We start from the raw sequence: 14,947 nt of genomic DNA, 5'->3' as shown, positions 1-14,947 counted from the left end.
CGCAGCCTTATGGCGATGTTTATGGTACTTTCCCCGGATCATGTGCGCGCCGGCCGGCAGTACATCCTACCCTCCATCTCGAAAGGGAAGACTATGTGGGAACACGGAACATTTTATTGGAATGAACTGATGACCCGGGATCCCGAGAAGGCAAAAGCGTTTTACACGACATGCCTTGGCTGGCAGTTTTCGGAGATGCCGATGGAGGATGGCACGATTTACCACCTCGCCAAACTCGGTGACGACCCGGTTGCGGGTGTGTTTCCCATGTCAGGGCCGAAATTTGGCGGCGTTTCGGAACACTGGATGTCCTATCTTTCGGTCGACAATGTGGATGAGCGGTTGGAGCTTGCAAAGACGCAAGGGGCCATGATCCTTACGCCGCCATTTGTTGTCCCGGGGATCGGACGCATCGCTGTCCTCAAAGACCCAGGCGGTGCCGTCCAGGGGTGGATGACACCCGCCGAAATCCGGGAGTAAGAGTTCAGATCAAAAAGACAGAAAGCGGGACCTGCCGGACCCGCTTTCTGTCTTGATGTTAGTAGACCAGCCCATAAGCGGCCGACACATAGACGATCAGCCCCAAGGTGACCATCGGGAGACTTGCGCCATAGGCAAAAGTCCTAAGCATGTCAGGCTCCTTCGAAAGAAACACGATTTGAAGCAGTCGATGACATGTGCGTTTTACGCTTCATTGAACGACGGGCTTCGGGTGCTCCCCTTGCTACATTTAGATATGGGCTTTGAGATGGCGCTTACCAGCGCTCAGGTTCTCAAAAAAACGTGTGTTGCCAAAGCAAAGTCAGCTTTTCCGGTCAGTGTGTTCGCGCAAAAAAGCGTTCTTTGACCATAGTAGCGGCGGCCGGCCTTATCACCGCGTGCAAGGTCGGTCAGATCTGCTGCCCAATCCTTGCCGTCAAAAGGCGGGTGCGAACAATCGGAGGTAAACAGTCGGCAGTCCTCAAGAAGGTCCGATGGCAGGGACAGGCGCGGATTGAGCACGTCGATGTGGCAGCCCGCTGGGGGATCGAAGTCGTCAGGCAGCAATGACTGATCTTGCTGGTTGTGCGCGGGACCGGCAACACAGACAATATCCGCGCCTTCCACCGCCGCCGGGATGTCGGCTGTGGTTCCAAAGTGAAGATGGGAAAGGCCCGAGTTTCCCGAAATGCGCTTTTGGACGGATGGAGCGGTGCCGCAGAACAGAACCGATGTTAGGCCCCTTACGGATGAATAGGCCGATACGATACGCGGGAGCCGGGGATCATCGCCAATGACAAGCATGCGGCGGGCGTCCTCGCGCGCGAGATAAGCCGCGGCCAGCCCGTGAATTCCCGCCTTCCGCCAAACCCCGAGCCGCATGCCATCAATCAGAGCGATAGGCTGGCCGCCGCTTCCGGAAAACAGCACATAGATGTTGGATGCGGGGCCGGTCAGTTCCGGCAGGGACAGTTTCAGATTGCAGCCGATATATCCGCGATCGCTATGCCCCTGCCCGGCAAAGTTCGTCCATGCCGGGTGAAATTCGAGCGCCCCGGCGGATTGCTTTGGCCTTGGTATGGTGAGAGCGTCAACATACGGGGTTTGAATGCTGGACCGGAAGGCACGGCGCAGGGTTTCCAAAACGTCTCTATCTTCCAGGCAATAATCGATTTCATCGCTGGAGATAATGCGCATTGGTGGGTTAGGCCGCGGAGCGCTTATCCGGAGCAGGCAGCCCTTTGCCTCCTGGCAAGCCGGGGGCAGGTGCCGTCATTTCCCGCAGCTTGTCGGCTTCCTTATGCCACTTGTCGGCTTCGCGCCGCTTCACTCGGGCTTCTTTGCGCCAGCGGCCCTGTGCGGTCCAAACGCCAACGCCACCCAGAACGATTCCCACCATAATGCAGGCGAAAAACACCCAGAACAGCGGAACGTCCGGCACGGTCAGGCGGGGGTCCTGCGGATCAAAAGGATTAAGCGCGATTGACACCGTGTGCCGGTTCGCAACAGCCAACGGCACCACAATGATAATGGTGAGCATCAAAATAACGGTTTTGATGAAACGGAACACAGTGATCTCCAGAAGCTTCAAGCTGTTGGCGGGACCGGATCATTACGGCTGTTGCCGTGCGTCAATCATCCCCGTGATCGACACCGTCATTCAACCGGATCCGCATTTCCTTGCCGGTTTTGAAAAATGGGACGAACTTTTCGTCGACTTCAACCTTTTGCCCTGTTCTGGGATTGCGGCCAACCCGCGCAGGACGGTTCTTGACGGAAAATGCACCGAAACCGCGCAGTTCCACCCGATCTCCGCGCATCAGCGCCTCAGTGATCTCGTCCAGTATCGCATTGACGATGTTTTCCACGTCACGTTGATATAGGTGCGGATTCTGCTCAGCAATGTGCTGAACCAGCTCGGATTTGATCATATGACGCCCCCTCGCGCTAAGGTTTATTGTCTGCCGCCTCAGGAGCCTGCCAAACGGATACGAGCCCGTCAAGCGTAAGACCTCGAGGAATCAGGCCTTTAGCGTCATTCATTGGGCCAAGAAGGGCTGTGCCGATGCCTTTTCCGAACTCCCGGGAGACACGGGCCGCAAAAGGCAGATCGTCAATGTTCTCATTCACGGTCCAAGTGACGACCGGAAGATCCTTGGTCACCCCTTTTTCTTCAACCAGCCACTTAATAGCAGCGTCTTCACCGCCGATAGCATCGACAAGTTTCTCTTCCTGCGCTCTGTGGCCGGTCAGGATCCGGCCATCCGCCAGCTCCTTGGCTTTTGCAGGCTCCAACTGGCGCCGCTCGGCAACCAGCGCGACAAACCAATCGTAGGAATCGCTGACAAGTGTCTGGAGCATGGCCCGCGCTTCCGGCGTTGTTTGGGAGTAAAAGTCGGGCTCGGCCTTCAGCGGGGCGCTTTTGATGGCCTCCATTTTCACGCCAACCGTATCAAGCAATTGCTGGATGTTTCCAAACTGGAACAGGACGCCGATTGATCCCGTGATCGTGTTGTACCGGGCGACGATATGATCCGCGGCCAAGGCAATCATATATCCTGCGGAGGTCCCGATCGTACGTATCTCTGCGACGACCGGTTTCTTCTCCGAAAGCTCGCGCAGCGCTTGATAAAGACCTTCGCCGCCGGTTGTGCTACCGCCTGGAGAATTGATGGAAATGATCACGCCTTTTACAGCCGTCGATTTGCCCATCCGTTCGATCATGCGCAAGGTTTTGCGATTGTCGAGGATCATGCCTTCAATCGGTATGCGGGCGATGTGGGCGGACCGCTTGGACAGTCCTGGCGCGCCTGCAACATAAATCAGGGCGCCGATCAGTCCCGCTGCAACCACCACAAACGTCAGAATACGCCAGAACGTCACTTTCCGGCGCAGGCGACGCCGGTCAAGCAACCCTTCAACATCAACACTCATTCAAAACGCTCTCATGATTGAGGATCTCAGGTCCGGCATTGAGACCGCAGTTCCAGATGAATTGCAAACTATAAAGAAATCAAAGTGGTTGAAACATGACGTTTAGTGCTGGAGCGCTCATTCAGGACGGCCCGGCAGGATCTTTGCCCGCCAAGCCGGCAAGTGCTCCCTGGCTTGCAGAGACCACTTAGCCATTTACCTGACACCACCAGTGCTCAATTGATACCGGTCAGTTGGATGTCGAATGTGAGATCTTTGCCGGCCAGAGGATGGTTTGCATCCAAGACCACTTCTTCATCCGTGAAGGAGGTAACAGTCACACTCATCATTTGGCCGTTATCGGTCTGGGCCTGAAGCTGCAAGCCAACGGCAAGTGGGATGCTGTCGGGAATTTGCGTGCGCGGAACGCTTTGCTCTGCAGCTGGATTGTGCTGACCGTAAGCATCCTCGGCGGCAATCTTGACCGTTTTTTCGTCGCCCACTTTCATGCCTGGGATCGCTTGATCGAGACCCTTGATGATCTGGCCGGACCCAATTGTAAATTCCAGCGGGTCACGGCCTTCCGAACTGTCAAAAACGGACCCATCTTCAAGCGTCCCTTTATAATGAAGGCGAACCGTGTCGCCGGGCTTGGCTTCGGTCATAAGGCATATCGCAATTCTGTCTTGGGGTGGGTTTTGAGGCCGCAGTTTGCTGCAGGTGCTCGTTTCTCTCAGATAAGCCTACTGTACTGGGCAATAAAACGAAACCCGCTATCCCTGACAAAGACCCTGAGGTGGCTTGAATTGTCTAAGTCCTTATCAGACTATTCATTTTACTGACACTTGGCCATGGAACAGGACGCGCATCCTTTCCATTCTATTTTGGCGATCCGGCCAAGGAGGTTGTTATGTCGAACCCGGTTTTATCTGGGCTGTCGCGCCGTTCATTTTTGAAAACAGGGGCTGTCGTTGCCGGCACGGCGCTTGTCCCGTCCATTGTTTCTTTCCGTGCCCATGCCAAGGCTGGACCCGGTGAGCTTGCCATGGTTCCAGCACAGCCGAACCCAAACGGGGTGTTTGAACGTCTGTTTCTTTTGAAAGGCGATCCGCTTGCAGGGCCGATCCGGACGATCGTGACCGAAGAAGGCAATCCTGTTCCAATGCCAACGCTGGAAGACGGTGAGCGGCGCGTGCTCCGGGTTCTTCACTTCAACGACATGCACAATCATCTGACGGAGATGCACGGCAAGCGGGGAGATACGCACCGGTTCTCTCAAATCGTGAAGATGGTCAAAGACATCCGCAGCGCCGCAAAGGAGGACGAGATCGTTCTTTTCGTGTCTGCCGGCGACGACCACACCGGTTCGATCTTTGATGAACTGATGGGCTGGGCTCCGGAGGAGTTTGTTGCCGACGCAGGTTACCGCGCGAACTCCGCCGCCGGTGTCGACATCGCCGTCTTTGGCAATCACGAGTTTGACCGCGGCGCGGAACTTCTGAAGCTGGGTATCGATACCGACGCAGATTTCCCGGTCCTGTCAGCCAACATTCATGGCTCCAAACACATTGCGCGTGACGAAGATTACGTTGCGGCGGCCATCGCCGAAGTGAAAGGCCTTCGGGTGGGTTTTATTGGTCTGACAACAGCGGTTGATACCCGTGTTGGCCAGCCGGACGATCCGGACCTGGCCGTTGCCAGCCCGGTGGATGCCGCCCGTAACCTGACCCCGGCACTCTCCGAAGTGTGTGACGTCATCGTTGTGTTGTCGCATTGCGGCTACGGCGGTGACCAGCATAAGAGCGGGAAAGCGGCAACGTCCCGCACAATTGGCGAAGGTGACTTTGCGATCGCGGATGCCGTTGGTCCGTTGACCGACAAGCCGGTGGTCCTGATTGGCGGTCATTCGCACACAACGTTGAACAAGAGCGGGATCAACACCGACAATGTTGTCAATGGCGTCCTGATCACCCAAGCCAATGCCCACGGCAAGTTCCTCGGCGATGTCGCCATGTCGATCGCAGCGGATCAGGGGCGCAAAGGCTGGTTCACCTCCGTTGGTCTGCATCCGACCAAGAAACGCGACCAGCGCGTTGCGGCGGACGATCCGAAATTTGCTTCTCTTGAACAGCCGGAAGACTACGATCAAGCATTCGAGGAAGCGCATATCGCGCCGATGATCAAGGCGCTCGATGCCAAACTGGCGGAAGTCATTGGTCAGGTGTCTGATGATAAGGGTTTGACCTCGGAAGAGACCTTTGCAGACCGGTATGTTGGTGAAGTCGCGCTCGCGAACTACATGAATGATGCGCTGGTCAAGGCGTCCAAGGCCTTTCCCGGCGGTCCGGTGGATCTTGCGATCTTCAATGCGACAGGATTGTCAGCAGGCATCGCCAAGGGCGATCTGACCTTCCGGGGCTGGTATGACGTCATGCCGTACGCGGATGCAGTGCATGTTGCGACCATGACCGGTGCGCAACTGAAGGAGATGCTCGACAACAACGCCAAGCGTTTGCTGCGCCCTGAAGAGGTGGAAAGCGTTGATATGAAAGGCTTTGTATCACGCGGCTTCCTGCATTTCTCCAATGGTTTGCGATACAAGATCGCACTTGGAGCGACGGCAGCGGATGCGCGGGCGGTTGATGTCCTGGTCCAGGGCAAGCCGTTAGATGAGCAGCTGGACAAAACCTTCCGGGTTGCCTTCAACACCTACATCGCCCTGGGCGCCTTCGGCGAAACCTGGAACGGCAAGCCGATCGGCGCAGATGTTCCGGGCAATATTGCGAGTTTTGACGTGCGTCAGCTGCCGTTTGAGCATACTGGACTCGTTTACCGGAACGAAGTGATCTCCCACATTCGCAAGACCGGAACCGTTGGTCCGGAAACCGGTGCAAAGAAGGACGGGCGCCTCACGATTGTTCAATGATCTGAGTTGGTCAGACGCCTATATGTCTGGTCGCCTATCTCAACAAAAAGCCCGGCATCGCTGCCGGGCTTTCGCGTTTTATCTTCTGGAAAAGAAGCAGATAACTTAATCGTCGTTCTGCTGCTTGAGAGCAGCACCCAGGATGTCGCCAAGAGACGCGCCGGAGTCGGAAGAGCCGTACTGAGCGACAGCTTCTTTTTCCTCTGCGATTTCCAGCGCCTTGATGGAGACGGAAACCTTGCGGGTTTTCTTGTCGAACTGAGTGATGCGGGCATCGAACTTGTCGCCGACGGAGTATTTTTCCGGGCGCTGCTCGTCGCGGTCGCGGCTGAGATCGGCGCGGCGGATGAACGCGACCAGATCGCTGTCGGCGATCTTGACGTCCAGACCTGCGTCTTTGATCTCAGTCACTTCACAGGTCACGACGGAGTTCTTGCGCAGCTCGCCGGCCGCACCGGATTCCATCGGATCGCCGGAGAGTTGCTTGATGCCGAGAGAGATGCGCTCTTTCTCAACATCAACATCAAGAACGATGGCCTTGACCATGTCGCCCTTCTTGTACTCTTCGATGACCTGTTCGCCCGGACGGTTCCAGTCCAGATCGGACAGGTGAACCATGCCGTCAACGTCGCCGTCGAGGCCGATGAAGAGACCGAATTCGGTCTTGTTCTTCACTTCGCCTTCAACTTCGGTGTTGATCGGGAACTGCTCAGCAAACGCATCCCACGGGTTCTGCAGTGTCTGCTTCAGGCCGAGAGAGATGCGGCGTTTGACCGGATCGACTTCCAGGATCATCACTTCGACTTCCTGAGAAGTGGAAACGATTTTGCCCGGATGGACGTTCTTCTTCGTCCAGGACATTTCGGAAACGTGGATCAGGCCTTCGATGCCCGGCTCCAGTTCGACGAATGCACCGTAGTCGGTGATGTTGGTCACACGGCCGTTGAACTTGGCTTCGATCGGGTACTTGGCTTCGATACCATCCCACGGATCAGCTTCAAGCTGCTTCATGCCGAGGCTGATGCGGTGCGTGTCCTGGTTGACGCGAATGATCTGAACCTTGACGGTCTGACCGATCGTGAGAACTTCGGACGGATGGTTGATGCGGCGCCACGCGATGTCGGTGACGTGGAGCAGGCCATCGATGCCGCCGAGGTCGACGAATGCACCGTAGTCGGTGATGTTCTTGACGACACCCTCGACAGTGTGGCCTTCCTCGAGGCTCTGGACCAGTTCCGAACGCTGCTCGGCACGGGTTTCCTCCAGAACGACACGGCGGGACACAACGATGTTGCCGCGGCGCTTGTCCATTTTCAGGATCTGGAACGGCTGAGGAGTGTGCATCAGCGGAGTGACGTCGCGCACAGGACGGATGTCCACTTGCGAGCGCGGCAGGAAGGCAACAGCGCCATCCAGATCGACGGTGAAGCCGCCCTTGACCTGGTTGAAGATCTGGCCGTTGACTTTTTCGTTGGCTTCGAAGGCCACTTCCAGACGAACCCAGCTCTCTTCGCGGCGCGCTTTTTCGCGCGACAGAACGGCTTCGCCGAGGGCGTTTTCGACACGCTCCAGGTAGACTTCGACTTCGTCGCCGACGTTCATTTCGCCATCACGGCCTTTTGCGCCGAATTCCTTCAGCGGCACGCGGCCTTCGACTTTCAGGCCAACATCGATGACGGCCAGGTCTTTTTCGATAGCAACGACGGTGCCTTTGACAACAGCACCTTCATAGAGGTCGTTCTGGACAAAGGACTCTTCAAGAAGAGCAGCAAAGTCTTCCATGGAGGGATTAAAATCGGTCATAGATACTCCTAGCGCCTTTTGGCGCGCCGCCGGCAGGTTGGTGTTGCACTCCGGAGCTTCTGTCTCCCGGAACCGACGTTTCGTCTGGTTCTTCCACTTGTTGCCAAGCGGGCCGGCGGGGCGGGAAACACAAAATCCGGTCTCGTCACAGGGCGCGAAAATACGCACTGCCGAAGATTCGTGTCCATTTCTGAACATTAAGGCCCTGAGGGCGGGTTCCTCGAAAGATGCGCCGAAAGGGGCACACTGGAAGTGAGCCCCACGTCATCGTTCGTTTATGCAGCCTTGGAAATGATATCCACAGCCGCTTGGAACGCTGCTTCTATATCCATTTCCGTGGTGTCAAGCAAGACCGCATCGTCCGCTTGTTTCATCGGGGCCACAGTTCGCTGGCTGTCCCGTTCGTCCCGGCGCTTCAAATCCTCCAGAACAGAGGCGTAAGTTGCCTCCTGGCCCTTGGAGAGCATTTCGTCTGTGCGCCGCCGGGCCCGGGCTTCCGGGCTCGCGGTTACGAACAGTTTCACCGTTGCATCCGGGCAAACAACTGTCCCGATATCCCGCCCGTCCAGAACCGCGCCTGGAGGTGTTTCAGCAAAGCGTCTTTGGAGGTCGACCAGCTCTTGCCGAAGCGCACCGAGCACGGCGACCCGCGAAGCAGCCTCGCCTATCTCATGCGCGGATAGGACGGACTTGTCCATCTGAGCCAGGTCAAGATTGCGCGCTATTTCGACCGCGATCGCTTCATCGCCGAGCGGCAAACCCTTGGCTAAAAGTGCGGCGGCCACGGCGCGGAACGTGAGCCCGGTGTCCAGGTGGCGCAGTTCGAAATGCTCGGCCAGCCGCCGCGCAAGGGTGCCTTTTCCCGAGGCGGCCGGACCGTCTATCGCGATGATCATGCAGCCTCGCTTGAATTTGCCGAGATCTTGGCGCCCATCTTTTCAAAAAGGGATGTGAAGGTTGGAAAGCTCGTCTGTATGACGGCACCGTCGTCGACCGTGACCGGCTTGTGGGCTGCCATGCCAAGGACGAGGAACGACATCGCAATCCGGTGATCCAAATGGGTTGTGACCGTTCCGCCACCAATGTTGTTGGCGCCGCCGGTGACTGTAAGGGTGTCTTCTGTCTCGACACACGGTATGCCGTTTGCTTCAAGGCCGCGGGCGACAGCTGCAAGACGGTCTGATTCCTTTACCCGTAGTTCGTCCAGCCCCGGCATGAACGTGTCGCCTTCAGCAAATGCTGCAGCAATAGCCAGAACTGGGTATTCGTCGATCATGGACGGAGCACGGCTCGCCGGGACGGTAATGCCCTTCAGGTGGCTCGCCTTGACATGAATGTCGCCCAGCTCTTCGCCGCCGGTCTCACGGCGGTTCAAAATCTCAATTTTACCGCCCATCTCGATCAAGGTAGTGATCAGGCCTGTCCGGTGCTCGTTTAACAGAACACTTTCAATCGTAACGTCGGAGCCCGGCGTGATCAGCGCTGCAACAATCGGGAAGGCGGCCGAGGACGGATCGCTTGGCACTTCGATATCTTGAGGTTCCAGTTCGGGTTGACCTGTCAGCTTGATGACACGCTCGCCAGCCTCATTGAGTGACACCGAAATGTCGGCGCCGAACCCTTTGAGCATCTTTTCCGTATGATCCCGGGTGGCGATCGGCTCAATCACCGTGGTGACGCCCGGAGCGTTCAGTCCGGCCAGAAGCACCGCTGATTTCACCTGAGCGGATGGCATCGGCACGCGGTAAGTGATCGGCAGAGCCTGTTCCGGACCCTTGATGGACGCGGGCAGACGGTCGCCATCGCGTGCGATGACATTGGTGCCCATGTCGCGGAGTGGGTTGAGGACGCGGCCCATAGGACGTTTTGAAAGCGATGCGTCGCCGACAAATGTCGCTGCGATATTATGGCTTCCGAGAATTCCCATGGTCAGGCGGACGCCCGTTCCCGCATTGCCAAAGTCGATCACGCTTTCCGGTTCCAGCAGACTGCCAAGTCCGATACCGTCAATCGTGTAAGTGCCGTCAGCCTGCTTGTTGATGACAGCGCCAACCGCGCGCATGGCTTCTGCGGTTGCCAGAACATCTTCCGATTCAAGAAGGCCTTTGACCGTTGTGCGTCCGACCGCGAGTGCGCCAAACATCAAAGATCTGTGGGAAATGGACTTGTCGCCAGGCACTTTGATTGTGCCTGTCAGGGGCGCGCCTGCGCTGGAAGTGAGCGGCAAGGGCGAGGATTCATGTGACATATTGAATGTCCGCGATGTTAACGGGTTGTCAAAAGGTGCATCGTCCTATCACGAGGATGCGATGGCGTCATCTGTTCGCGCGCTTGAAATTTCCGCCACAACGTGCAGAAAAATTGGCACACGGGACAGAAAACGGTGATTTCGCTTTGACACATGCCTGTTGTTAGGGCTATGGGCGGCGCCATCAAGAAAAACCGGCCTCATGAGGCCATGCACATGAAGAAGGGTGAGCACAGTGGCAAAACCTGAACTTGGCACAAAGCGGCTGTGCGCAAGCTGCGGCGCTAAATACTACGACCTCAACCGTGATCCGGTGACATGCCCCAAATGTGGTACGATTTTCGAAGTGGTCATGACGTCCCGCGCCGCCAAGGCGGCGAAAGTCGTTGAGACCAAGGATGACGATGAAGAGGAAGAAGACACCGCTGCTGCTCCGGAAATCGTGACGCTGGAAGAAGCGGATGCAGAGGCTGAAGGCGGTGACGATGATGTGCCGGATATCGACGGTGATGACGTCGAGCTGGACGAAGACGATGCGTCTGACGATGATGTCTTTATCGATGACGAAGATGAAGACGACGATGCTGTGCCGGGCATCCGCGTTGAAGTTGACGACGATCCGGACCGCTAATAGGTATTAAAAAGCGGCGGTTTTCCGCCGCTTTTCATTTTCCACAGGGGGGTATACAATTCCCTCCAATTTCTGCTTGATCTTCGGGGGCAGGGTGACTATGTTCCGCCTCCATCGACAGCCGGTGACCCATACCGGCGCCGTCTGGTAAGGGGCCTTAGCTCAGCTGGGAGAGCGCTTCGCTGGCAGCGAAGAGGTCAGGGGTTCGATTCCCCTAGGCTCCACCATTTTTCTATCCCAAGCGAAAAGCAATGTGTTCTGATTGGCGCCTGTGTTTGCGGATGAGCCGACTTCGGTTCCTGCCATAGGCTCTCGGTTCTAGAACCATCCATATCACCGCTCATGCTTTGACGGGTGCCGGGTGTCCGCCTACCTAAACGCCGGCCAAGCAGCTAAACGCTGCACCTATATTTCCTGCGAGTCTGTCGTCATATTTTCGCATTGATGTGTCATTTGTCTCAATCGTTGCCCAGTTGTATGCGCGAAAACTGATCAGGTGCGCCTCGGGTCTGCTCCGTGTGTGGACCTGATGAATGCCCTATTGATAAATCATTGATCCATATAACTTTATTTGATCAGTTGTGCCGAAGAAGCGCATCAGACAGCTCCCGAAATCTCAAAATTCTGTCCGTCGCTTGATGTTCATATGAGCGTCATATAACGTTCATATGAAAATAATAACAAACGCAGGTGTTAAGTTTTACAGCGCTGACCCCTCCGGAAAATTGGGACAGCGACCAACCAACTGCTGATCAGGGCTTATGCCTTTTGATATGGGAGCGTGAACTATGGCTTATCGTAAGACCGCTGCGGGCATCGTTGCTGCAGCTGCCCTTCTGGGCACATCTACAGTTTCATATGCTGCGACCGAGATTTCCTGGTGGCACGCAATGGGTGGTGCACTGGGTGAAGCAACCGTTGAAATCGCCAACGGCTTCAACGCTTCTCAGGATGTTTGCCAGATCACTCCGGTTTACAAAGGCACTTACGAAGAGACCCTGACGGCCGGCATCGCGGCATTCCGCGCTGGCGAGCAGCCGAACATCATTCAGGTCTTCGATGCCGGTGCGGCCACTGTTATCGGCGCTAAAGGCGCTGTTGTTCCGGCTCAGGACATCCTGGAAAACGCAGGCGTTGACTTCAACATCGAAGACTATGTTGCCGGTGTTCGTTACTTCTACGCCGATAGCGACGGCAAAATGATCGGCATGCCGTTCAACTCCTCCACTCCGATCCTCTACTACAACGTAGACGCATTGGAAAAAGCTGGCGTTGACGCTCCGAAGACTTGGGAAGAGTTCATCGAAATCGCGCCGAAGCTGAAAGAAGCTGGCTACGTGCCGCTCGCTCAGTCTCACCTGCCGTGGATCTTTACCGAGAACTTCAAGTCCCGCCATAACCTGCAGTTTGCAACCAACAACAATGGTTATGACGGCGCAGAAGGCACTCAGCTGGTCTTCGGTGAGCCGATCAAGAACCACTTCACTGCTGTCAAAGGCTGGCTGGACGATGGTCTGTTCGGTTACTACGGCACTGGCTGGGGCGACAACCAAACCCCGTTCAACGAAGGCAAGGTTGCCATGTGGCTCGGTTCTTCGGGCTCCTTCGGCGGCATCCAGAAAACTGTTGAGTTCCCGTTCTCCGCGACATACCTGCCTTACTGGGACGCTGTTGAAGGTGCTGGCACCGGTACCTTCATCGGTGGTGCTGCGCTCTTCTCCATGTCTGGCAAGCCGGAAGCAGAAAACAACTGCACCGCGTCCTTCTTCGAGTATCTGGCTTCTCCGGAAGTTCAGTACAAGTGGCACAAAGACACCGGCTATGTGCCGATCACAAACGCTGCATACGAATTGGCTGAGAAAGACGGCTACTACAAAGAAGCACCTGCTGCTGAAATCGGCATCAAGCAGCTGACCCTTCCGGGTGGCGACTGGACCAAAGGCTACCGCATGGGCTTCTACGTCCAGATCCGTGACGTGATGAACCGCGAATACGGTAAGATCATGTCTGGTGAGACCTCTGTTGAAGACGCTTTCGCAGCCATCGAAGACGAAGGCAACAAGCTTCTTGAGCGCTTCGCCAAGACCACAGCCAACTAAGCCGACCTGACCAATCCAAGATGGGGGCGCGCCATGCGCCCTCATTTCTCTGTTTCAACAGCGGATTGCCTGCTTGCGGCAGTCCGCTGTTCACCTTTCCGGTGCCTTGATGAAAAAAGTCCAGTTTCAGTCGCGGACCGTGCCATTCTTGCTGCTTCTGCCGCAATTGGCCATCGTGACCATCTTCTTCCTCTGGCCCGCGGCCGAGGCGGTGCAATCGTCCTTCTATCTGGAAGACCCTTTCGGCTTCGGCGCGACTTTTGTCGGCATGGACAATTTCACTGACACGTTGACATCATCTGATTATGGGCGGGTAGCACGTTTCACTGGCGTGTTTACTTTCTTTGTCACCTTCTTGTCGCTTGGCATTGCGCTTTTGCTGGCCGTCAAGGCGGACAAGGTGCTCCGTGGCGCATCCTCGTATAAGACGCTCTTGATGTGGGTTTACGCGGTCGCGCCGCCAGTCGCCGGTCTGATTGGTGTGCTGCTATTCGATCAGCATGTTGGGCCCATCACGGAATTTTTTGCGCTTCTTGGCTGGGACATGCAAATCGGGGTCAGTTTCTTCGACACAAGCTTTGCTATGACCGTCACGGCCGTGTGGAAGCAGGTGCCGGTAAACTTCATTTTCTTCCTGTCGGGTTTGCAAGGGATTTCCAAATCCGTTCAGGAAGCAGCAAGCATCGATTGCCGTTCGGGCTTCCGGCGGTTCTGGACGGTCACATTCCCGCTTCTGGCGCCGACCGGTTTCTTCCTTTTGATCATCAACATCACCTACGCGTTTTTCGACACGTTCGGCATTATCGATGTTGTTCTGAAAGGCGAGCCCGGCAACAACCCTGTAACGCTCGTTTACAAGGTCTATCTGGACGGGTTCCGCGGCAATGATCTCGGTGGTTCCTCGGCACAATCGGTGATCCTGATGCTGCTCGTGTTCATCCTGACAGTCATCCAGTTCCGCTTGATTGAGCGGCGCGTCCATTACACTTGAGGACCGGCGATGAACAACAAGCTTCACCTCTCCGACCATCTAGTTCTGCTTGCCGGTGTGTTTTTCATGGTCACGCCTGTCTTGCTGACCTTTATCACCAGCACGCATGACGCCATCACGATTTACCGGGAAGGGGTTCAGTTTCTCCCCGGTGATCAGTTCCTGCAAAACTATGAAACGGTCTTGTTCCGGGCAGGCGGCTTTACCAAAGAAGTCGACGGCTTCGTCATGCTGAAGAATTCGCTGATCCTGGGGCTTGGATTTGCAATCGGCAAGATCGTTATCTCGATGCTTGCGGCTTATGCGATCGTGTACTTCCGCTTTCCTTTTGCGTCTCTGTGCTTCTGGGTGATCTTTTCGACCCTGCTGCTGCCGCTGGAAGTCCGCATTCTGCCATCTTACGAGATCGTGCAGTCGCTCGGCATGGTGAACACTTATTCCGGCCTGATCGTTCCGTTGATTGCTTCGGCAACGGGGACCTTCTTCTTCCGCCAGTTTTTCCTGTCGGTCCCAGATGAGCTTCTGGAGGCGGCCCGGATTGATGGCGCAGGTCCCTGGAAATTCTTCAAGGATATACTTGTGCCGCTCTCCAAGACAATGATCGCGGCCATCTTCATAATCATGTTTGTCTACGGCTGGAACCAGTATCTGTGGCCGACCCTGATGACCACGGATGAAAGCCTGTTCACCCTGGTGCGTGGGATTAAACAAATCATGCAGGTTTGGGTCGGGTCTCAGATCCCGGCATTCAACGAGGCCATGGCGCTCGCGATCCTGGCCATGCTTCCGCCCGTGATCGTGGTGATCGTCTTCCAAAGCTGGTTTGTCAAAGGGCTCGTCGAGAGCGACAAGTAAG

Annotated in this window: 14 protein-coding genes and 1 tRNA gene; 7 read left to right on the top strand and 8 right to left on the bottom strand. The window is 56.0% G+C overall.

From position 1 onward, the window contains the following. Window positions 1-93 precede the first annotated feature (93 nt). Window positions 94-480 carry a VOC family protein gene (locus tag E1180_RS10295; RefSeq protein WP_155191131.1) on the top strand — a complete coding sequence of 129 codons (387 nt, stop codon included), beginning with the start codon at window positions 94-96 and terminating at the stop codon, window positions 478-480. Between the two features lie 285 nt (window positions 481-765). On the opposite strand, the gene E1180_RS10290 is transcribed toward E1180_RS10295, so the two are convergent. The 5 genes from E1180_RS10290 to E1180_RS10270 form a co-directional block, all read right to left on the bottom strand. Next, a complete protein-coding gene (locus tag E1180_RS10290) occupies window positions 766-1,677 on the bottom strand; it encodes an ornithine cyclodeaminase (RefSeq protein WP_155191083.1) in 912 nt (303 codons plus the stop codon). Between the two features lie 7 nt (window positions 1,678-1,684). Next, window positions 1,685-2,050 (bottom strand): DUF1049 domain-containing protein, encoded by a 366-nt coding sequence (locus E1180_RS10285; protein ID WP_208997063.1) that lies wholly within the window; start codon window positions 2,048-2,050, stop codon window positions 1,685-1,687. Between the two features lie 61 nt (window positions 2,051-2,111). Further along, window positions 2,112-2,411, bottom strand: a complete 300-nt coding sequence (gene ihfB, locus E1180_RS10280; RefSeq protein ID WP_155191082.1) for an integration host factor subunit beta — start codon at window positions 2,409-2,411, stop codon at window positions 2,112-2,114. Between the two features lie 16 nt (window positions 2,412-2,427). Next, a complete protein-coding gene (gene sppA / locus E1180_RS10275; RefSeq protein WP_155191081.1) occupies window positions 2,428-3,414 on the bottom strand; it encodes a signal peptide peptidase SppA in 987 nt (328 codons plus the stop codon). A 215-nt stretch (window positions 3,415-3,629) separates the two neighbouring features. Then, window positions 3,630-4,058 carry an FKBP-type peptidyl-prolyl cis-trans isomerase gene (locus E1180_RS10270; protein ID WP_155191080.1) on the bottom strand — a complete coding sequence of 143 codons (429 nt, stop codon included), beginning with the start codon at window positions 4,056-4,058 and terminating at the stop codon, window positions 3,630-3,632. 245 nt (window positions 4,059-4,303) lie between these two features. Here E1180_RS10270 and E1180_RS10265 point away from each other — a divergent pair, with 245 nt between their 5' ends. Beyond that, on the top strand, window positions 4,304-6,319 hold the full coding sequence (locus E1180_RS10265; protein WP_155191079.1) for a 5'-nucleotidase C-terminal domain-containing protein: 2,016 nt from the start codon (window positions 4,304-4,306) through the stop codon (window positions 6,317-6,319). 105 nt (window positions 6,320-6,424) lie between these two features. Here the strand turns inward: E1180_RS10265 and rpsA are convergent, their stop codons facing one another. The 3 genes from rpsA to aroA all read right to left on the bottom strand — a co-directional run bounded on the left by rpsA (window position 6,425) and on the right by aroA (window position 10,370). Continuing rightward, complete coding sequence (gene rpsA, locus E1180_RS10260; RefSeq protein ID WP_155191078.1) at window positions 6,425-8,122, bottom strand: 30S ribosomal protein S1; 1,698 nt, start codon at window positions 8,120-8,122, stop codon at window positions 6,425-6,427. A gap of 275 nt (window positions 8,123-8,397) precedes the next feature. After that, a complete protein-coding gene (gene cmk, locus E1180_RS10255) occupies window positions 8,398-9,018 on the bottom strand; it encodes a (d)CMP kinase (RefSeq protein ID WP_155191077.1) in 621 nt (206 codons plus the stop codon). Beyond that, window positions 9,015-10,370 (bottom strand): 3-phosphoshikimate 1-carboxyvinyltransferase, encoded by a 1,356-nt coding sequence (gene aroA / locus E1180_RS10250; RefSeq protein WP_155191076.1) that lies wholly within the window; start codon window positions 10,368-10,370, stop codon window positions 9,015-9,017. Before aroA ends, cmk begins: the two co-directional genes overlap by 4 nt. 235 nt (window positions 10,371-10,605) lie before the next feature. Between aroA and E1180_RS10245 the strand changes: the two genes are divergently transcribed. The 5 genes from E1180_RS10245 (at window position 10,606) to ugpE (ending at window position 14,946) form a co-directional block, all read left to right on the top strand. Further along, window positions 10,606-11,001, top strand: a complete 396-nt coding sequence (locus E1180_RS10245; RefSeq protein WP_283404636.1) for a TIGR02300 family protein — start codon at window positions 10,606-10,608, stop codon at window positions 10,999-11,001. A gap of 151 nt (window positions 11,002-11,152) precedes the next feature. After that, window positions 11,153-11,228 (top strand) — tRNA-Ala (locus E1180_RS10240). A gap of 561 nt (window positions 11,229-11,789) precedes the next feature. Next, entirely contained in the window at window positions 11,790-13,100 is a 1,311-nt protein-coding gene (locus E1180_RS10235) for an extracellular solute-binding protein (protein ID WP_155191075.1), read from the top strand. Window positions 13,101-13,209: 109 nt separating this feature from the next. Then, window positions 13,210-14,091, top strand: coding sequence for an ABC transporter permease subunit (locus E1180_RS10230; protein WP_155191128.1), 882 nt, complete (start codon window positions 13,210-13,212; stop codon window positions 14,089-14,091). Window positions 14,092-14,100: 9 nt separating this feature from the next. Further along, complete coding sequence (gene ugpE / locus E1180_RS10225) at window positions 14,101-14,946, top strand: sn-glycerol-3-phosphate ABC transporter permease UgpE (RefSeq protein ID WP_155191074.1); 846 nt, start codon at window positions 14,101-14,103, stop codon at window positions 14,944-14,946. Window position 14,947 lies beyond the last annotated feature (1 nt).

The sequence above is a fragment of the Roseibium denhamense genome (assembly GCF_009711415.1).
GTDB classification, from domain to species: domain Bacteria; phylum Pseudomonadota; class Alphaproteobacteria; order Rhizobiales; family Stappiaceae; genus Roseibium; species Roseibium denhamense.
Note: the sequence above shows the minus strand (reverse complement) of the source record. Positions and strands in the feature narration are given on the sequence as shown.